This is a genomic window from Actinoplanes sp. NPDC026619, from assembly GCF_040638295.1.
Classification (GTDB): domain Bacteria; phylum Actinomycetota; class Actinomycetes; order Mycobacteriales; family Micromonosporaceae; genus Actinoplanes.
In genome coordinates, this window is record NZ_JBEZYA010000058.1 from 1 (window position 1) to 18,856 (window position 18,856).

Genomic DNA, 18,856 nt, shown 5'->3' on the forward strand with positions numbered 1-18,856 from the left:
TCACTGTTCGAACCCACCGGTGGTGGTCTCCTCGCTCGCCCTCAGCTCAATGTTTCAAGAGTAGATCTTGCCTCTCATGATCTTGGCACAGAGGGGAGTCAAGCTCGTACAGCCCCGCCTGGACGACTGCGACGGTTGGCTCACGGGAAGGGGTTCATGAGCCAACCGGCGCGTCCGGTGCCGCTTCATTGCTGGGAGCCACCTGGATGGGCGTCAGTCGTCGTTCGAACCAGAGGTGGGCGAGGACAATCAGGGCCAGGGAGATCACGAGCGTTCGGCCGCTGATAGCGGTGGCGAGCAGGCCGAGCAGGAGCGGGGCCGTGATACCGGTGGTGACCCGGGAGATCGTCCTGGGCAGGTCGGAGCTGTGGCTGGCGACGCCGGTGACCACGCCGAGGGTGAAGTAGGCCGCAACCGCGCCGCACAGCAGCCAGCGACCTTGCTCGGGCAGTGGGTCGGAGCCGTGCCTGACCGCCAGGGAGAGCGACACGGCGATGGTGGCGACGACGCCGGTGACCAGGCAGTGCAGGCCGAGGGCAGCGCGGGCAGGGATCCGGCCGGCGCGCAGGTGCGGCAGGCCGGCGTATCCGAAGACAACGGACAAGCCGAATATGCCGGCCAGCAGAATGAAGGACGCGAGTGCGGCGGCCAGCAAGCCGATGTCGTACCGCGCCTCGCTTGCGGCGGCGACGACTTGCACCACCGATTCGCCCAGCACGATGATCACGAAAAGTCCGAGCCGCTCGGAGAGGTGGACCGGATCGACCGACACCCCGTGGATGACCGCTCCGGCGCCGTCGGGGCGGCCTCCTGATCGTGGCCGTCGCCGAGTACTTTTCTGCGCGGTGAGGTACGACTGCAGCCGCTGGAGGACCTTGCTTCCGGACAGGACCAGGATCAGCAGCAGGTCGAGGCCGACTCCTGCTGCCCAGAGCGCGACCTTCCAGTGTTCGTCGGCCCAGAGGGACGCGAACCAGGGCAGGAGCCCGGCCGAGTACTGCACCACCGGGAAATCCAGCAACACCGCGCCGCGTTGCCACGACTTGGACCCGTAGACGCGCGTGGCGATGTATGCGATGGCGAAGACGTTGAGTGGACGGATGTCGTTGCCGTGCCCGAGCACAGTGTGCGCCACGCCAGGCACGGACGCGGCCATGACGCCGAGGCCGAACATGCCGACCATCAGCCGCAGCACGCGGGTCTGGCCGGCGGCGACGTTGCTGTACAGCATGAACGTCGTCCAGGACAGCCACAGGGCCAGGAACAGCAGCGCGTAGAGACCGAGTGCTGCACTGTCCAGTTCGGACCCGAGCACGTGTGCCAGGGCGGCCACGCCGGCCACCGCCACCAGGTCGAAGAAGAGCTCGGCCCAGCTCGCGTGCCGCTCGATCCGGGTGTCCTTGGGCTCGTCGTCGATGTTCACCATCAGCGGCCGCCGGGCGGTGGTGGCGTCGCGGTGGTCGTGGGTGCGCCGGTGACGTTGATGTCGGACCTCCGGGACGATGTGGCCGGGTCGGATCGTCGACGGATCCGTCAGCGGGCGAGGGTGCTGGCGGCGGTGATGGCGTGCAGGCCGTGGTCGAGGAAGGTGATCATCCAGGTGAAGCTGTCGTCGACGGATGCGTCGAACTGGAACCCGCCGGCTGCTTCCAGGGTCGAGAACCCGTGCAGGGCGCTGCGGAGCATCCGCAGGGCGTGGATCTCCTGGGCGGAGTCCAGGTGGTAGCCGCGCAGCATGGCCGCCCAGGAGGCGACTACCCGTTCGACGGCAGGGATGATCGGGTCGTCGGGCCCGGTCTGGCGGGCAGCAGCAGCATCGCCGGCCGCGTACCGACCAGGGTGTTCCCGCACGTAGGTCCGCATCGCCTGCGCGCCGGCGGCGAGGGCGTCGCTGCCGGCCCGGCCCTGGATGGCGTCGCGAATGGCGTCAGCGAACTCGGCCATGGCCTGGACAGCGATGCGGTGGGCCAGATCGGCTTGGCTGGTGACGTGTTTGTAGAGCGCGGGGGTCTTGACTCCGAGCCGTTCGGCGAGCAATCCCATGCTGAGGTTCTCGAAGCCGATCTCGTCGACCAGGGCCGCGCCGGCCGCGGTGACCGACATCGGGGTGAGCCGGGCCCTAGGCATTCGCCAGCGCCTTGTCGAGGAAAGGCCGGGCCAGCGCGAGGACCTGATCCGGCGTCTGGACGTGCGGATAGTGACCGGCACCCTCGATGACGGCCAGCTCGCCGAGACCTCCTGGCAGGTCGGCGACGATCTTCTCGCCCTCGGCGCGGGGGTCGGCCCAGTCGGGGTCGAGGCTGCCCTCGATGACCAGGACCGGGCAGGTGACATTGGCCAGCTGCGCGCCGGCGTCGCTCGGGCTGGTCTTGCACATGGCCTGAAGAACCTTCATCTGGCCGGGCTCCGTCAGCTTCACCTCGATACGCCTCAGCTCCGCGTCCCAGTCGGCCGGCTTGACCGGATACGCCACATCGAGGTACTTCTTCCAGCTCGCCAGACTTCCCCGGACCATGACCTGCGCCATCTGGAGGTAACCGCTCCGGAAACGCTTCACCCGCATCAGCCCGCCAAGATCGAAGGATTGTACGCGGGTGAACGGCGCCAGCTCGATGACGCCGTTGATCAGATCGGGCGCGGTGGCTGCCGCGATGGTCGCCGCGCCGCCGCTGATCGACTGGCCGATGATCACGGCGGGGCCGCCGAGGTGGCGCACGACGGCGACGAGGTCGCCCGCGATGTCGGTGCGGCTGTAGCCGTCCCAGCCCAGGCTGGAGTCGCCGCAGCCGCGGATGTCGACGTTGGCGACCCGGTACCCGGCGCCGGCCAGGGCCGGAGCGAGGAAACGATAGGAGTGCCGACTGTCGCCGATACCGTGCGCCAGGACGACGAGAGGGCCCCGCCCGGACACCTCATAGGCGAGGTTGTTACCGGCGATGCCCAAGTACTCGATCATGACGACCTCCACAAGATCGGTTAACGGCGTTATCTGAAGGTTAACGGCGTTAACCACGCTCGTCAAACGATCTTCATCGACGGCTCTCCCCCGCGGCATGGCGCTCAGACCCGTCATCGACCACGCCGGTGTTCGGTTGCTGACGCGCCGAGGCCGGCATGGCTGGAAGGGTTTTGGCTGTTCCGGTCGTGGTATCTGCAAGTGGTGAGGACAGCGAAGTGAGTCAAACGTACGAGTTCGTGGTGGTCGCCAACCGGCTGCCGGTCGATGAAGTTGTGGCCGACGACGGCACCCGCACCTGGTCGCGGAGCCCTGGCGGGCTGGTCAGCGCGCTGCAGCCGATCGTGCGCAGCCACGGTGGAGCCTGGGTCGGCTGGACCGGACAGCCCGGCGACGCGCCGGAACCGTTCGACACCGACGGCATGCACCTGCACCCGATGGGGTTGAGCACCGACGACGTCGACCAGTACTACGAAGGCCAGTCCAACGGCACCATCTGGCCGCTGTTCCACGACCTCGTCGAGCAGCCGACCCACCGCCGGCCGTGGCGGCAGGCGTACGAGACGGTGAACCGGCGCTTCGCCGAGTCCGCCGCCGACCTGACCGCGGCGGGCGGCACGGTGTGGGTGCACGACTACCAGCTGCTGCTGGTGCCGGCCATGCTCCGGGAGCTGCGGCCCGACCTGCGGATCGGCTTCTTCCTGCACATCCCGTTCCCGCCGGTCGAGCTGTTCATGCAGCTGCCACGCCGGGCCGAACTGCTGCGCGGCCTGCTCGGCGCCGACCTGGTCGGCTTCCAGCGCCCGCTTGCCGCGCAGAACTTCCTGCAGCTGACCGGCCGGCTGCTCGGCCTCGACCCGCAGGACGACCACGTCGAGTACGACGGACGCAGCGTCACTGCCCGGGCGTTCCCGATCTCGATCGACGTCGCCGAGGTGGAGAAACTGGCCGCCGACCCCGGCGTGCAGGCCGAGGCCCGCCGGATACGCGCCGAGCTCGGCGGCGACCGCCGGCTGTTGCTCGGCGTCGACCGCCTCGACTACACCAAAGGCATCGAGCAACGGCTGGAGGCGTACGGGGAACTGCTCACCGACGGCACGGTGTCCAACGACGACGTGGTCCTGGTGCAGGTGGCCACGCCCAGCCGGATGCGGGTGCAGGAGTACCAGGAGCTGCGCGCGCGGGTCGAACGCGAAGTGGGCCGGATCAACGGCGAGTTCGGCGCGGTCGGCCAGGCGCCCGTGCACTACCTGTTCCAGTCGATGGGCCGCGAGGAGCTCGTCGCGCTCTACCTCGCCGCCGATGTCATGGTGATCACCCCGCTGCGTGACGGCATGAATTTGGTCGCCAAAGAGTACGTGGCCGCCCGCCACGACGACCAGGGCGCGCTGGTGCTCAGCGAGTTCGCCGGCGCCGCCGCCGAACTGGAGACGGCGTTCCTGGTGAACCCGCACGACGTCGAAGACATCAAACGCGCCCTGGCCGACGCCCTGCACGCGGATGCGGCCGAGCAGGCCGAGCGGATGCGGCCGATGCGCGCCCAGGTGCGCGGCCACGACATCGACCGATGGGCCCGCGACTTCCTCGGCGCACTCGGGCAACCCACTTGAGCGGCATGGGTATGCCGATCGGGTCGACGCCGGCTGGTTCCGGCCGGCGATGAGATGACAAGCGACCCTCGCTCCTTCCTCAGGTTTGCCGTGTTCCGGTCGATCAGAGGACCGCGATGGCTGACAAATCTGCCCAGCTGCGCGCTCGGGGCCGGCTCGACGATCCCGTCCGGTTGCAGGCGCTGCGGGCCACCGGACTGCTCGACGCCGACTCCCTGTCGTCGCTGGACCGGCTGACCCGGATGGCCACCCGGCTGGTCAATGCACCGGTGGGTCTGGTGTCGCTGGTCGACGCCGACCGGCAGGTGTTCATCAGCGCGATCGGCCTGGACGAGCCGTGGGCTTCTCGGGGCCAGACCCCGCTGTCCCATTCGTTCTGTCAGTACGTCGTCACCGACCAGGCCCCGCTGGTGATCGCCGATGCCCGGGCCGACGGCCGGCTGTGCGGGAACCTCGCGATCCCGGACCTCAAGGTGATCGCGTATGCGGGTTTCCCGCTGCGCACCCCGGAAGGGCAGGTACTGGGTTCGTTCTGCGCCATCGACGGCCGGCCCCGGCAGTGGACCGACGACGAAGTCGACATCCTGGCGGACCTCGCGGCCGCGGCCGAGTCGGAGATCGCCCTGCACGTGGCGCACGGCGAGCTGCTGCTGTCCTCCGCACGGATGCAGACGGTGCTCGACACCACCCAGGACGCCTTCGTGTCGATGGACCATGCCGGGAGGATGACCACCTGGAACGAAGCCGCGCAGCGGCTGTTCGGCTGGTCGGCCGACGAGGCGATCGGCCGGCCGGCGACCGAGCTGATGATCCCGGAGCGTTTCCACGACGCCCACCGGGCCGGCCTCGACCGGGTCCGGCGCACCGGGAAGTCCGACATCGCCGGGCGGCGGGTGGAACTGACCGCCGTCGACCGCGGGGGCCGGGAATTCCCCATCGAGATGACCATGCAGATGTGCCTGGAGCGCGGCCAGCCGGTATTCCATGCGTTCATGCACGACATCACTGACCGCCGACGGCTTGCTGACCAGCGCGAACACCTGCTTGCCCAGGAACAGCAACAGGTCCGTCAGCTGCGCGAACTCGACCGGATGAAGGACGACCTCGTCGCTGTGGTCAGCCACGAGCTGCGCAACCCCATCGGGGTCATCCGCGGGTACACCGAACTCCTCATCGCCGACCCTGATCTCCCCGACAAACTACGCGGGGAACTGGCCGTCATCGACCGCACCAGTGGGCGGCTCACCAGCCTGGTCGACGACCTGCTCGATCTCGCCCGGCTCGACGCCGGCCACGACCCGATCGACCCCGTGCCGCTGCACCCGGCACAGCTGATCCGGGACGCCGTACAGACCCACCAAGTCGCCGCCGTCGCCCGGCAGCTGACCCTGACCTGCGACATCGACCCCCTGCCGGTCATCCGCACCGAGGCCCGGCGCCTGCACCAGATCTTGGACAACCTGCTGTCCAACGCCATCAAATACACTCTTCCCGGCGGAACCGTCACCGTCGTCGCCACCACTGCAGCCGACCGGGTCGTGCTGACCGTGACCGACACCGGGATCGGCGTCCCCGCCGAGCAGTACCCGCAGCTGTTCGACCGATTCTTCCGAGCCAGCACCGCCACCGGGCTCGGCATCAAAGGCACCGGGCTCGGCCTGGCAGTCACCAAGGCCATCATCGAAGCTCACCACGGCACCATCACCGCCGGGCCAGGCCCCGACGGCGGCACCCGATTCACCGTCACCCTACCGAGCTGACGCCGCCAGTACGCCATGACAACACGGGGTCCAACCTAGCCGTGAACAGCGCCGACACGATGAATGGGTTAACGAGACTGCACCGCGAGTGGCGACGGATCTGACGGCCGACGCCGCCTTCGCCGCATACCCGGACGTCGCGTTGCGGATCGACCCGCAGGCGTTAACCAAGATCCCAATAATCTGGGCAAGTGCACGGAGGTCGTCCTCGTTGCGGCCCCGACGACATCCTGAAGCCAATTAGGTCGCCCAGCACGTCTTCCCCCCTCGCCGAGATCGCTGAATCGCACCGCATCAGCGATGCAGGGCTACGTCCGAGGCAGGCAGGTACTCGTCATTGCGGACTGCCTGACGAGGTGCTGTTCATTGTCCGCACCTACGTGGACGGTTCAGCGATCCACCTGGCAATGGTGGTGACTTCGGCCTGGGCTGGAAAGACCTTCTCGGTGAGGACGCGGTGGACTTCGGGGTCGTTGTCGAGGCAGCCATCGGCGAGAACGCTCAGGCGGAAGTCGCGGTCGGCCGCCTCGCGCAGTGTGGACAGCACGACGCCGCTGGTCGCCACGCCGGTCAGCACGAGGTGGTCGATTTCTCCGGCGCGCAGGACCAGGTCGAGGTCGCTACCCGCGAAGGCGCTGACGCGGCGCTTGGTGACGACGATGTCGCCGTGCTGCGGTGCGACCTCCGCAGGGATCGCGGCGGCCTCGGGCGGGGCCTGCGGCTTGGCGAGGGCAAGCCTGCCGAACATCTTGTTGCGGGTGCTTACCTCGGCGTAGTCGGGGCGGAAGCCGACGACTGCGTAGATGACCGGGTGTCCGGCCGCGCGGGCGGCGCCGATCGCTGCCCCGAGGCGGGGAAGGTATTCCGGGTCTGGGTAGCCGGCCAGCACCATATTCTGGATGTCCAGGACGAGCAGGGCGGATCGCGACATCGGCGGGCTCCGAACTTAGTCATCAACTGATGACTTGGTACGTTAGCAGGCGTGACGCAACAACGGCGACGGGATGCCGCGGCGACCCGGGACGCCCTTCTCAAGGCCGCTCTCACCCGTTTCATGCGGCTGGGCTACGACGGCACGACACTGCGGGACGTGGCGGCAGACGTCGGCGTCAACCTCGCGCTCATCAAGCGCTACTTCGACTCGAAAGAGGGCCTGTTCAAGGCGGCGCTGGCCGCCTCACCGCAGGTGGAGGTTCCGCCCGACCGGGACGCGCTGGCCGCCATGCTCAGCCGGCAACTGTCCGCCGACGCCTGGCCGGACTTCGACGAGCATCCGGTGCTTCTGCTCCTGCGCGCGTCGGAGGACGCGAACGTCGATGCCCTGCGCCGGCAGGCCCTCACAGAGTTCAGCCAACGGATGCTGGCGGCGACCGGGGCGGCCGAAGATGACGACCACATGCTGCGCGCTCAGTTGATGGTCGCGTTCGGCATCGGCGTTGCCGTGGTCCGCAACGCGACCGGCCTGCAACCGCTGGGCGACGCCACGTCCGACGAACTCGTGGGGCCTATCCGAGATGTCCTCGATGCGCTACTCGGCATGCCGAACGCGTGACGCGCCGCCACATCTCGCCGCGACCAGCGGCGAACAGGCCGCTGGTAGCGCTCTGGAGGCGATCCGCCAGGAGTTCGGGTGGGCGTACGGGTCCGCCTCAGGCCAGGTAACGACCGCCGTTGACGCTGAGCGTCTGACCGGTGAGGTAGCCGGCCTCTTCAGAGGCGAGATACGCGACCGCGTACGCGACATCCAGCGGCTGGCCGGCTCGTTTCATGGGCATGTGCTGGGCTACCGCGTCGACGTCGACCGGGCCTTCGCACCTGCTGGCCCGCCGGGTCGCGGTCGAGGACATCGAGATCGGCGGCGAGACCGTCCGAGCCGGCGAGGGGGTCATCGCGTCGCTGCCCGCGGCCAACTGGGACCCGGAGGCCTTTCCCGAGCCGGAACGGCTCGACCTCACCCGCCCCGCCGCGCACCATCACGCGTTCGGCTGGGGACCACACCAGTGCGTCGGGCAGCAACTGGCGCGAGTGGAGCTGCAGGTCGTCTTCGGCACGCTCTTCCGCCGGATCCCGACCCTCGCCCTGGCCGTCGACTTCGACCAGCTGAAATTCAAGGAGGACTCCCAGGCGTACGGGATCTACGAGCTGCCGTCACCTGGTGACGCCGTCACCTGACGCCGGCGAGTCAGGCCGCCGACCTCGGTATCGGGGGGGAACTCAGCTCAAGCTGACGGTCGTCGGACAAGGGCGGCTCAATGTCGCCGTGCTTGTGCACGGCGGCGGAAGTGGGAGGACTCACCCGTGAGCAGATCGGGTCGGTCGGGTGGCGCCGGACCGTCTTTGGGGCCGACGCGTTGGTGCCTACGGCAGTGACGGCCCGACGGCTCCTCGACCGAAAGTTGGCAGCGGAACGCTGCTGTACACCCGGAACCGCTCGGCTGCCACCACGGCCACCCCCCACGGCCTCAGTATCGGCATCGGCCTCGGCTGGACACCGAGCCGGCCGGACCAATGCGTCGCCGTCCGCCGGCGCCGTTCATCGACCGGTCGGCCCTGCCTCCCCGACCGCGCCGCCGAATCGGAAGTTCGACCTGGCGGGGCAGCAGTCAGGCATCGGCTCCGCGACGGGGGCGGTCGCCGGAGTGACCGCGGTGGCAGCGGCGGTCGGCGGTGGCCTGCTGCTGCGCCTGCGCACCCGTCGCCGGGGAGATCACCGATACCCCTCGAGCCCACCCCAGTATCCGTCCGCCGTCCGCGCGATGGCCGGGAGCGGTGAACCCCCGCCGACGTCCTTCGCCTGTCGTGGAGGGATAGACCTCGGCTGGGCGATCACCTCATGAACGGTGGACCTCTCTGGCACAACCACCTCCTATCTCGCCGACCGTCCTGATCGAGACTGGCCCGCCGGCTCGTACATCGGGGGCTTCGCCTACGAGCGTTTCGAAGCGGTCGAACTGGGTGACAACGCCGTCCGGGACGCGGATACCCGGATTGCCTGGCTGGCTCGGATGAAACGGCATGACCCACGCGCCTGGGAGCACCTCGCGGCCGTACTCCGCACGGCCGGCGACCGCGACGGCGCGGACACCGTGCTGGTGGCCCAACGCAGGCAGGCCGGCGCCTGCGGACCGCGCCGCGCCGCTATTTCGACCTCGTGCAGGACGTCACCGTCCGCTACGGCTTTAAGCCGCAACGCGCGCTCTACCTGCTGGTGGCCTTAATTGCCGCCGTCACCCTCGCCTTGAGTCTTCCTGATGTGCAGGAACAGATGCGCACCACCGACCAGAACGCGCTGGTCTTCACCCCCGCGGGCGCCCAGCCTCTACCGACCGAGCAGAACCCACCTGGCGAGTACGGGAACGGCAGAGTCCGCTGCCTCAACCCGTTCTTCTACGCCGTCGACACCGTCATCCCGCTGATCGACCTACACCAGCGGTCAACCTGGTACCCGACGACCGAACGGAACGGCGCGACGCCGTAGGGGTTGACCGTCGCCCAACTGCACACCCCAAGGGTTCAGGGTAGACCGGGCTGCGCAGCCTGCGCCCAAAATCAGCAATCGAGCCCCTGTGAGTGCGCCGAGTATCACCTCGGCAAGATCAGAATCCAGCACCGTCGGGACGACCTGCACCCGGCTGACGGATTGCGGCGCCCGGATCGGTGCTCTGCTCGAGGGCCGTCCACCACTCCTCCAGTTCGTCGACCCGGCTCTGGAGTGCGGCGTTCGCCGCCCGGGCGGTCGCCAGTTCCTCGGTCAGCGCACCGATCGGCCCGGAAGCGGTCAGGGCGTCGAGCCAGCCCCTGACCAGCCGATCCTCGGCGGCGACCCGGCGGAGAGCGGAGGCGACCACCTCCGGTGACAACTCAGCCACGAACTCTCTCGGGAGCGTAAGCAGGCGCGCGACCTCGCTGAGGCTCCGCGCGGCGGTCATCTGGCGCCGGAGGCGCTCAGCGGACGGCACCCCCGGTTCGGCCGTTGTCGCGGCCGCCGCGACCGGCCTGGCGGGCCCAGGAGCGGGCTTCGACGCAGGCGCGGGGGTAGCCCGCGCCGGTTCCGGCTCGGACTCGACGTCCGACGGAAGATCGGGAAGGTCGTCGCCTACCCAGGCGTAGGCCAGGGTGTCGCCCTTCTGCCGTCGGACGACATTTGGCCACTTGGGCAGAACCGCCAGCGCGCGGGGCCAGTGCCGGGCCCACGTCTCGTTCCGGAGCCCGAGCTCACTCAGATGCTCCCGGATCTCTCGTACCTTCAGCGGGACCGGCGACCCGGCCAGCAGGTGGAGAACCACCGCGAGGGGCTCTTGGGCGAAGACGGCATGGAACAGCCGGGCGTCGGACAGGGCCAGGAAACGCAGCGAACCCCTCGTCGCGACGTGAACGTCGGCAGCTCGTGGGACGCGCTCCTCCTCATCGGTGTCATCCCACTTGACGTGATAGATCGTCCCGTCATCGGCGAGGATCGATCCGGTTCGGGCACGGCGTACGCCGAACGCATCGGACACCCGGACAAGACCCTGGTCTGCGCTCACGAAGGCGACTGTAATGGTTGTCGTCGCGGCCGGGGCGCCGTCCTCATCTCGGCTACCTGTTTCATTGCCCTAGGACCGCGGCCCGGCCAGGCTTCGGTCCAGGCGTCCGGGCTGTCGCTCTCATTGCGGCTGCCCACCCCAGTGATGGCCGGCGACGAGACCATCCTGGGCACTGGTCGGTTCGGCACCGACCGAGACGGCTACCGGGCGATGGTCAAGTACGCCAAGCAGTGGACGGACCGGATCTGGGCTGTCGAGGGCTGCCAAGGCATCGGCCGGCACATCGCCAACCGGCACATCGCCAACCGGCTCCTGGCCGACGGCGAGCAGGTCGTCGACGTCCCACCGAAGCTGTCCGCGCGGGCGCGGGTGTTCGCGACCGGACAGGGCCGCAAGACCGACGCCACCGACGCGCACTCCATCGCGCTGGTCGGGACCCGGATGGCAGGGCTGCGGCCCGCTGGTCAACGATGAACAGCTGGCTTGCCCGTTGTTCGAGGACCTACGCCTGCGCCCCTCTCGATGCCGCCAGCAGCGATGGCGAAGTCCACGGCCTGGTTCGGCTCCGGCGCAAGTGCATTCCGCTTGGTGCTGGTCTCCCAGGACCTGGCCGGCGCGTTGGCGGCACGCCACGCCCGTGGCGCGTCCTTACGCCCAGCAACCAGAACCTGCGCCGACGGCAGCCCACGATGAGCAACCGGCCCCCATGCTCGACCCCCACCCAGCTGCCCAGTACGCAGTCCCGGCACTCCGCGCTCGGGCGGCCGGCGCTCCCAACCAGCTCCACCACCAAACCGCACGCCGTCCGTCGAGACAACGACCCACCTCCCGCTGTCGGGTGACAAGAAACCGGTCGCTGACTCAGCGCCGCGCGTTCATCGTGACATCGATGAACGGCACGTCATCGCCGGCGGCGGCGCCTCCTGCCCGTCGTGTGGCAAAGGGCCGGCCCCGCGGCGACCGAGACAGCCAGACCGCACTGACCTCAATCACCATCCGCGACCCACCTGTTCAGAGCCCGATGACTCCGCGCGGCGGCCTGATCGTCACGGCGCCGACCATCAGCGGCTGACCCGGGCTCTCCTTGAAGCGGGCCGGATCGCACCTCGGTCGGCGGTCGAGGGCGCCTCCCTACGGTGAGCGCCAACTCGACGGAAGGATCGCACCGTGACAATTCGGCTTTTCACGTCGGAGTCGGTGACCGAGGGGCATCCCGACAAGATCGCCGACCAGATCTCGGACGGTGTGCTGGACGCGTTGCTCGAGGCCGACCCGGACAGCCGGGTGGCGGTCGAGACGCTGATCACCACCGGCCAGGTGCACGTCGCCGGCGAGGTCTCCACCACCGCGTACGCCGACATCCCGGGCATCGTGCGGGACGTCGTGCTCCAGATCGGCTACGACTCGTCGGCCAAGGGTTTCGACGGGCGATCGTGCGGGGTCAGCGTCTCGATCGGACGGCAGTCCCCCGACATCGCGCGCGGTGTGGACGCCGCCATCGAGTCCCGCGCCGGCGGCAGCGCCGACGAGCGGGATCAGCAGGGGGCGGGCGACCAGGGCATGATGTTCGGGTTCGCCTGTTCGGAGACGCCCGAGCTGATGCCGATGCCGATCGCCCTGGCCCACCGGCTGGCCCGCAGGCTGGCCGAGGTGCGCCGTAACGGCGCGATGCCGTGGCTGCGGCCGGACGGCAAGACACAGGTGACGATTGCCTACGACGGTGTCCGGCCGGTCCGCCTGGACACCGTCGTGGTGTCCAGCCAGCACGCACCCGACGTCTCGCTGACCGACATGCTCGAGCCGGGCGTGCGGGACCTGGTCATCGCCCCCGAGCTGGATTCGCTCGATCTGGCCGCGGACGGTTACCGGCTGCTGGTCAACCCGACCGGGCGGTTCGAGATCGGCGGTCCGATGGGTGACGCCGGCCTGACCGGCCGCAAGATCATTGTTGACACGTACGGCGGGTACGCGCGGCACGGTGGCGGCGCGTTCTCCGGAAAGGATCCCTCCAAGGTGGACCGTTCGGCGGCGTACGCGGCCCGCTGGGTGGCCAAGAACGTGGTGGCGGCCGGCCTGGCTGAGCGGTGCGAGATCCAGGTCGCCTACGCGATCGGGCGCGCCGCGCCGGTCAGCGTCTTCGTCGAGACGTTCGGCACCGGCACGGTGTCGCCGGAGCGGCTCGAGCGAGCGGTCGAGGAGGTATTCGACCTGCGCCCGGCGGCCATCATCGAGGACCTGAGGCTGCGCCGGCCCATCTACCGGCAGACCGCCGCCTACGGTCACTTCGGCCGGGAGCACGCGGACTTCACCTGGGAGCGGACCGACCGGGTGAACGCGCTGAAGGCGGCGACGAGCGGGCCGGTGTGAGCCAGGTCAGGTGCGGCACCGCAGCGGTTCCCACCATGCCCGGTGATCGCGGTACCACGCGAACGTGGCGGCCAGGCCGGCGCCGAACGGCACGCGCGGACGGTATCCGAGCTCACCGGTGATCTTCGAGCAGTCGACCGAGTAGCGGCGGTCGTGTCCGGGGCGGTCGGGGACGAACTCGACCATCTCCCAGCCGGCCCCGCACGCCTCGAGCAGACGCCCGGTGAGCTCGATGTTGCTGATCTCGGTGCCACCGCCGATCACCGCCGCCCTCATCGGGCCGCGCACCGTCGAGCACGTCGACGAGGCGCTCGCCGCGCTCGACAAGCCGCTCGCCGAGGACCAGCTGCGCGCCCTCGACGAGCTGTTCCCCCCGCTCGGCCGGGGCGGCCCGGCGCCGGATGCCTGGCTGACCTGACCACCGCTGACCCGCATCACCCGACCCGATCCCAGGAGGGACGCCCGCATGCCCGACGGCGAGTTCACCAATCCGCGGCACCATCCCGCCCGTCTACCTGATCGACAATCTGCCGGTCTACCTGCGGCGTTACCAGATGGCCGACCTGCTGACGATGGACGCGCTCTACCGGCTGCTGCCGGAGGTGCCGGGGATCATCATGGAGTTCGGCGTCCTGCACGGGCGGCACCTGGCGGTGCTGTCGACCCTGCGCAGCATCTACGAGCCGTTCAACTCGGTCCGGCGCATCATCGGTTTCGACACGTTCACCGGTTTCCCCGACATCGCCGACGTCGACCGGGTCAGCCCCAGCGCCGTGCCGGGCCGGTTCGCCTGCCCGCCGCAGGAGGTGGACCATCTCCGTGAGGTGCTGGCCGCGCACGAGGGCAGCGAGTTGCTCTCGCACGTGCAGCGGACCTTCGTCGTACCGGGTGACGTCCGCGAGACGGTGCCGCAGTATCTCGCCGAGCATCCCGAGACGATCATCGCCATGGCCTACATGGACCTCGATCTGTACGAGCCGTGCCGGGACGTCCTCAAGGCCATCATTCCGCACCTGACCAAGGGCAGCATCATCGCCTTCGACGAGCTGACCCACCCGAAGTGGCCGGGCGAGACCGCCGCGTTGCGCGAGGTGCTCGGCCTGGATCACGCGACGCTGCACCAGTTGCCGCTGCGCGAGCCCCCGGTGATCTACCTGCGCTGGGGCGAGTGACAAACGGTCCGAGCCGCCCACCGGGCGGCTCGGACACCAGCGCTTCGCGACCAGATCAAAGGCTTTCCAGCTCCCGTACGACGTCGGCCGGCGTGGCCAGCGCGGCGATCTCGGCCCGGACCGTACGCGCGTTCTTGCTGAACGTCTCCGACGTCACCACCAGCGTGCAGGTGTCCGCCACCGTGTCGGCCGTCGCCGCCGACCAGGGCACCTCCACCGCCACCCCGGCCGCGCTCATCAGCCTCGTCGACTCCCAGACCTCCGGGATGACCGGGACGATGACCTGGGGCACCCCGAGGGTGAGCTCGGTCATCGTGGTGCCGTAGCCACCGTGGTGGACCACCAGGTCACACTCGGGCAGGACGCTCGACAGGGCGATCTGCCCGGCCGCGACCACGCCGTGGGGCAGCGGCCGCAACTGCTCGGCCAGGGCGTCGGAGACCGCGACGACCACGTCGAAGCCGTGCTGCGGCAGCGTGTCCATCAAGCCCTGCAGCAACCGGAACCCGCCGGGGATGGTGCCCTTGTTGGGCAGCGGCACCCGGGTGCCGAAGGTCAGGCAGACCAGGGGGCGGTCGCGGTTCGTGTAGGCCCATTCCTTGAGCCGCGTGCTGCGCCCGTTGTACGGGACCGCCCGCATCTTTATCACCCGTTCGGATTCAGCCGGACGCATGTTCGGCGGGCAGAGGTCGAGTATCCGGACCGGAGCCGGGAACGTGTCGCGACCCAGCCGGCGCAGCTCGGGTTCGAGCTCCTGGGCGCCGGCCGCGGTGATGTCGGCCGGCGAGACGAGCCGGATGTCATGGCGCACCCAGGGCAGGCCGCGCATGGCGGCCAGCAGCGGACCGGCGAAGCAGTACGTCTCGCTGACGATCAGGTCGGGACGCCAGGTCTCGGCGATCTCGGTGAGGCCGTCGATCATGCGCAGCGCCAGCCGGGCGTATCCGCGGCCGAAGTGCCGCAGCAGCGCCTCCTCGCCCTTGGGCATGGTCACCGGATCACCATGCCGGTCGACCGACAGCACCTCGGGCATCTGCACCGGGCCGGCCACCTCCGCGAACGGCAGGCCGGCGTCGGTCACGACATCGGCCATGTTCGCGGTCGCCGCCAGCAGGACCTCGTGACCTGAAGCGCGCAGTGCCCACGTCAGCGGCACCAGCGGCATCACAAAACCTTCGGAACAACCTGCGATGACGAGGACTCTCATGCTGTCGCAGCTAAGCGGAAGGGCCTTGGCTGCGGCTCGAGGTCCGGTCGACCGGCCGTCAGACGATCTGCTCGGCCCGCTCCAGCAGGTCGAACGCCAGGCTGGCCTCGGCCAGCGCGGTCGGGTAGACCTCGCCGGAGGTGGCGCCGGTCAGCAGCCTCTCGACGTTACGGACGATGAGCACCCGCTGGGTGGTGATGATCTGACCGGCCAGCACGGCGGGGAGAACCGCGCCGGGGCCGTCGCCGATCAGCGGGGCCAGGGCGGCGGTCAACGCAGCCTCGCTGCGCATCCACTGCTCCAGCAGGCGCAGCTTGAGACCGGGGGTGGAGAGCACCATCTGCTGGTAGTCGAGGAACGGCCGGCCGTCGGCCAGGCCGGTGCGTGGGTCGCGCTCGGCCAGGCCGGCAAGAAAGTGCCGGCGCAGGGCGGCCACCGAGGTCTCGTCGTCGCCCTTGGTCGTGACCACGCGCGCGGGCTCATCGACGTGGTCACGGATCTGGTAGAGCGCGATGTCCTCTTTGGCCGGGAAGTAGTTGAACACGGTCGTCTTGGCCACCTCGGCCGCGACCGCCACGTCGGCAATGGCGACGTTGTCGAAACCATGGCGCAGAAATAGCGCGGTACCCAGTTCGGAGATCGTCTCCATGGTCCGCAGTTTTTTGCGCTCGCGCAGGCCCAGTCGCTCTGCCACGACGGCAGCATAACAAAATGATCAACTAGAACCAAACTTGGCTTCGAATCATATTTGTGCTCAGACCAAGTTCAGGGCTACCCTCGCCCCATGAGTGACCCCAACGCCAACGTCAGCTCGCCGGGCAACTGGAAGCCCGTCTACGACGGTGACAAGCTGCTGATGAGCGTCACCAGGGTGAAGCTCGTGTCGGCCGCGAGCATCACCACGCTCCTGCTGTCCATCCTGGACATCAACATCATGTCGGCCATCGCGTGGCGAGTGGTGGCCGATCTCGATGCCGTGCACGGCATCGACCGCCTGCCCTGGCTGACCTCGTGCTACGCGCTGGCCGACTGTGTCGCGGTGCCGCTGATCGGCAAGCTGGCCGACGAGTACGGTCCCCGGCCCCTGCTCGCCTGGTCGCTCGGCATCTTCGCGGCCGGGTCGCTGGGCTGCGGGCTCGCCCACGACATGACGACGCTGATCGTCGCCCGGACGGTCCAGGGTGTCGGCGCCGGCGGCCTGACCGCGATCACGCTGGTGGTCACCGGCATCCTCTTCGTGGAGAAGAGCACCGAGGAAAAACCGATCACGCCGTCGAGCGAGGTCGGGGCGAGCGCCGCAGTCATGTTCGGCATCGGCCTCGCGCTCGGCCCGACGATGGGCGGCCTGATCGCCGACCACCTCGGCTGGCGCTGGGTCTTCTTCCTGAACGTGCCGTTCGCGGTCGTCTCCCTGATCATCGTGGCCACGTCGCTACGGCTGCCGGTGACCAAGATGCGCCGCCGGATCGACTATCTCGGCGCGGCCCTGATGGGTGGCGCGGCCGCGGCCGCGCTGCTGGTCGCCGAGTGGGGCGGCCAGCGCTACGCCTGGTCCTCCCGGATCATCCTGGGCCTCTCGACCGCGGCGGTAGTGCTGGCGATCGGGTTCGTGTGGCGCAGCCTCACCGCTCCCGAGCCACTCGTCTCGCTGAGCCTGTCGCGCAACCCGATCTTCCGGCTGATCCTCCCGATCTCCCTGCTCGCCGGGGTCGGCCTGGCCGGCGGCCTGCTCTACATCACCGGCTACCTGCAGGTCGGTCGCGGCCTGAGCACCAGCAAGTCGGGGCTGATGATCCTCTGCATGGCCGGCGGGATGTTCTTCTCGATCTTCGTGGCACGCGGGATCGTCGCGCTGTTCCGCCGGGCCAAATACCTGCTCGTAGCGGCCGGGGTGATCCAGGCCGCGGTGCTGATCGGCTTCAACTGGCTGACCGCCGACACCAGTTACTGGCTGATCGGCGGGGGCATGTTCATCCTGGGCATCGGCATCGGCCAGTCGCTCGGGCTGAGCTTCCAGTTCCTGCAGAGCTCCGTGTCCAACCTGGACATGGGCGTGGCCACCAGCTCCCTGCGATTCGTCCAGCAGCTCGGCGCCGCGCTCGGCTTCGCGCTGTACAGCACGCTCGTCGCGCGTTACCTGTCCGCGCATCTGCCCAGCACGGCGGGCGCGGCCAACGTGCACGGCGAGCTCGACGTCGGTGTGCTGTCATCACTGCCGGCCGCGCAACGCGACGCCGCCGTCGGCACCTTCATCAACGCCACCAACATCGTCTTCCTGGTGGCCGCGGTGATCTCGCTGCTGCCGAGCGTGCTCGCCCTGTTCGTCCCCGAGCCGACGCTCGACACCCTGGAACGGCAACGGCTCGAGGCGAACGCGACCTCATAACAACGCCCGGGCGGCGGCGAAGAGGTCGTACTGACGCTCCCAGTCGCCGCCGAACGGCACCAGCACCAGGTGGTCGACGCCGGCCCGCAGGTAAGCGTGCAACTGCTCGGCCAGCCGGGGCGGATCACCGGCCATCGCGGTGCGCCGGGCACGGTCGGGGTCCAGACCGAGGCGCCCGGTCAGGAAGCGGGCCACGGAGGCGTGGCCGTCCGGCCCGCCGGCGGCCGACGCGGCCGCGATGACGCAGCACGCGATGGCCGGGTCCGGCCGCCCCCGGGCCGACGACAGCTCGCGCAGCCGCGTCGCGCCGGCGGCGACGCCGTCCGGTGGCGTGACGGTGGCCAGCCACCCGTCGCCGAACTCGGCCGCCCGGCGTAGGGCCCTCGCCGATCCGCCGCCGATCCAGATCGGAGGCGCCGGCACCGCCGGCTCGAGCTTGGCGTCCACCGGTCCGGCCGGGACGCCGCCGAGCAGCGGCCGCAGCGCGGCGAGCCCGCGGTCGGTCCGGGCACCGCGTTCGGCCGGCGGCACCCCGGCCGCCCGCCACTCCCCCGGATCGCCACCGCCGGTGCCGACCCCCACGATCAGGCGGTTACCGCTCAGGAACTGCAGCGACCCGAGTTGCTTGGCCGCCCACGCCAGGGGCCGCATCGCGATCTGGTACACGCCGAACCCGATGCTGATCCGGTCGGTGACCGCGGCGGCCGCGGCCAGGGCGACCGTGCATTCCAGGATGGGCCGGCCGTCGCTGAGATGGTCACCGGCCCACACCGAGGCCAGGCCGAGCCGCTCGGCGTGGCGGGCGGCCCGCACCACGTCGTTGAGCTGGTCGCCGGCGGTCGGCAGTTGTCGACACACGCCCTCCTTCGGCC

General features: G+C 69.5%; 18 protein-coding genes and 2 pseudogenes. 10 read left to right on the forward strand and 10 right to left on the reverse strand.

The window, feature by feature from the left end:
- Nucleotides 1-154: 154 nt before the first annotated feature.
- The 3 genes from AB0E90_RS50650 to AB0E90_RS50660 all read right to left on the reverse strand — a co-directional run bounded on the left by AB0E90_RS50650 (nucleotide 155) and on the right by AB0E90_RS50660 (nucleotide 2,956).
- Nucleotides 155-1,426 (reverse strand): low temperature requirement protein A, encoded by a 1,272-nt coding sequence (locus tag AB0E90_RS50650; RefSeq protein ID WP_360420895.1) that lies wholly within the window; start codon nucleotides 1,424-1,426, stop codon nucleotides 155-157.
- A 107-nt stretch (nucleotides 1,427-1,533) separates the two neighbouring features.
- Nucleotides 1,534-2,127 (reverse strand): WHG domain-containing protein, encoded by a 594-nt coding sequence (locus AB0E90_RS50655; protein WP_360420897.1) that lies wholly within the window; start codon nucleotides 2,125-2,127, stop codon nucleotides 1,534-1,536.
- Complete coding sequence (locus AB0E90_RS50660) at nucleotides 2,120-2,956, reverse strand: alpha/beta hydrolase (protein ID WP_360420942.1); 837 nt, start codon at nucleotides 2,954-2,956, stop codon at nucleotides 2,120-2,122. Before AB0E90_RS50660 ends, AB0E90_RS50655 begins: the two co-directional genes overlap by 8 nt.
- 218 nt (nucleotides 2,957-3,174) lie before the next feature.
- On the opposite strand from AB0E90_RS50660, the gene AB0E90_RS50665 reads away from it, so the two are divergent.
- Complete coding sequence (locus tag AB0E90_RS50665) at nucleotides 3,175-4,566, forward strand: trehalose-6-phosphate synthase (RefSeq protein WP_360420899.1); 1,392 nt, start codon at nucleotides 3,175-3,177, stop codon at nucleotides 4,564-4,566.
- Between the two features lie 116 nt (nucleotides 4,567-4,682).
- Nucleotides 4,683-6,326, forward strand: a complete 1,644-nt coding sequence (locus tag AB0E90_RS50670; protein ID WP_360420901.1) for an ATP-binding protein — start codon at nucleotides 4,683-4,685, stop codon at nucleotides 6,324-6,326.
- A gap of 376 nt (nucleotides 6,327-6,702) precedes the next feature.
- Here AB0E90_RS50670 and AB0E90_RS50675 read toward each other — a convergent pair whose 3' ends face one another.
- The gene (locus tag AB0E90_RS50675) at nucleotides 6,703-7,257 is read right to left on the reverse strand and encodes an isochorismatase family cysteine hydrolase (RefSeq protein ID WP_360420903.1); all 555 of its coding nucleotides are present in this window, start codon (nucleotides 7,255-7,257) and stop codon (nucleotides 6,703-6,705) included.
- 51 nt (nucleotides 7,258-7,308) lie between these two features.
- On the opposite strand from AB0E90_RS50675, the gene AB0E90_RS50680 reads away from it, so the two are divergent.
- A complete protein-coding gene (locus AB0E90_RS50680) occupies nucleotides 7,309-7,878 on the forward strand; it encodes a TetR/AcrR family transcriptional regulator (RefSeq protein ID WP_360420905.1) in 570 nt (189 codons plus the stop codon).
- 97 nt (nucleotides 7,879-7,975) lie between these two features.
- Here the strand turns inward: AB0E90_RS50680 and AB0E90_RS50685 are convergent, their stop codons facing one another.
- Complete coding sequence (locus tag AB0E90_RS50685; RefSeq protein ID WP_360420907.1) at nucleotides 7,976-8,215, reverse strand: SDR family oxidoreductase; 240 nt, start codon at nucleotides 8,213-8,215, stop codon at nucleotides 7,976-7,978.
- Here AB0E90_RS50685 and AB0E90_RS50690 point away from each other — a divergent pair.
- Together AB0E90_RS50690 and AB0E90_RS50695 are read left to right on the forward strand one after the other, a co-directional pair.
- Nucleotides 8,100-8,498, forward strand: coding sequence for a cytochrome P450 (locus tag AB0E90_RS50690; RefSeq protein WP_360420909.1), 399 nt, complete (start codon nucleotides 8,100-8,102; stop codon nucleotides 8,496-8,498). The genes AB0E90_RS50685 and AB0E90_RS50690 overlap by 116 nt on opposite strands.
- Before the next feature lie 979 nt (nucleotides 8,499-9,477).
- On the forward strand, nucleotides 9,478-9,804 hold the full coding sequence (locus AB0E90_RS50695) for a hypothetical protein (RefSeq protein ID WP_360420911.1): 327 nt from the start codon (nucleotides 9,478-9,480) through the stop codon (nucleotides 9,802-9,804).
- Between the two features lie 118 nt (nucleotides 9,805-9,922).
- Here the strand turns inward: AB0E90_RS50695 and AB0E90_RS50700 are convergent, their stop codons facing one another.
- Nucleotides 9,923-10,852, reverse strand: coding sequence for a hypothetical protein (locus tag AB0E90_RS50700; protein ID WP_360420913.1), 930 nt, complete (start codon nucleotides 10,850-10,852; stop codon nucleotides 9,923-9,925).
- A 144-nt stretch (nucleotides 10,853-10,996) separates the two neighbouring features.
- On the opposite strand from AB0E90_RS50700, the gene AB0E90_RS50705 reads away from it, so the two are divergent.
- On the forward strand, nucleotides 10,997-11,326 hold the full coding sequence (locus tag AB0E90_RS50705) for a transposase (protein WP_360420915.1): 330 nt from the start codon (nucleotides 10,997-10,999) through the stop codon (nucleotides 11,324-11,326).
- 693 nt (nucleotides 11,327-12,019) lie between these two features.
- Nucleotides 12,020-13,219 carry a methionine adenosyltransferase gene (metK, locus tag AB0E90_RS50710; protein ID WP_360420917.1) on the forward strand — a complete coding sequence of 400 codons (1,200 nt, stop codon included), beginning with the start codon at nucleotides 12,020-12,022 and terminating at the stop codon, nucleotides 13,217-13,219.
- Between the two features lie 6 nt (nucleotides 13,220-13,225).
- On the opposite strand, the pseudogene AB0E90_RS50715 reads toward metK, so the two are convergent.
- Nucleotides 13,226-13,480 (reverse strand): annotated as a pseudogene (locus tag AB0E90_RS50715) (dTDP-glucose 4,6-dehydratase); the annotation flags it as partial.
- Here AB0E90_RS50715 and AB0E90_RS50720 point away from each other — a divergent pair.
- Together AB0E90_RS50720 and AB0E90_RS50725 are read left to right on the forward strand one after the other, a co-directional pair.
- Entirely contained in the window at nucleotides 13,467-13,637 is a 171-nt protein-coding gene (locus AB0E90_RS50720; RefSeq protein ID WP_360420919.1) for a hypothetical protein, read from the forward strand. The pseudogene AB0E90_RS50715 and the gene AB0E90_RS50720 sit on opposite strands and share 14 nt — an antisense overlap.
- Before the next feature lie 97 nt (nucleotides 13,638-13,734).
- Nucleotides 13,735-14,391 (forward strand): annotated as a pseudogene (locus tag AB0E90_RS50725) (TylF/MycF/NovP-related O-methyltransferase); the annotation flags it as partial.
- A 55-nt stretch (nucleotides 14,392-14,446) separates the two neighbouring features.
- Here the strand turns inward: AB0E90_RS50725 and AB0E90_RS50730 are convergent.
- Together AB0E90_RS50730 and AB0E90_RS50735 are read right to left on the reverse strand one after the other, a co-directional pair.
- A complete protein-coding gene (locus AB0E90_RS50730) occupies nucleotides 14,447-15,556 on the reverse strand; it encodes a nucleotide disphospho-sugar-binding domain-containing protein (RefSeq protein ID WP_360420921.1) in 1,110 nt (369 codons plus the stop codon).
- A gap of 100 nt (nucleotides 15,557-15,656) precedes the next feature.
- Nucleotides 15,657-16,292: a TetR family transcriptional regulator gene (locus tag AB0E90_RS50735; protein WP_360420923.1), complete on the reverse strand. Its 636-nt coding sequence runs from the start codon at nucleotides 16,290-16,292 to the stop codon at nucleotides 15,657-15,659.
- Between the two features lie 90 nt (nucleotides 16,293-16,382).
- Here AB0E90_RS50735 and AB0E90_RS50740 point away from each other — a divergent pair, with 90 nt between their 5' ends.
- Nucleotides 16,383-17,984 (forward strand): MFS transporter, encoded by a 1,602-nt coding sequence (locus tag AB0E90_RS50740; RefSeq protein WP_360420925.1) that lies wholly within the window; start codon nucleotides 16,383-16,385, stop codon nucleotides 17,982-17,984.
- Here the strand turns inward: AB0E90_RS50740 and AB0E90_RS50745 are convergent.
- Nucleotides 17,979-18,842, reverse strand: a complete 864-nt coding sequence (locus AB0E90_RS50745) for an LLM class flavin-dependent oxidoreductase (protein WP_360420927.1) — start codon at nucleotides 18,840-18,842, stop codon at nucleotides 17,979-17,981. The two genes, AB0E90_RS50740 and AB0E90_RS50745, sit on opposite strands and share 6 nt — an antisense overlap.
- Nucleotides 18,843-18,856: the final 14 nt, after the last annotated feature.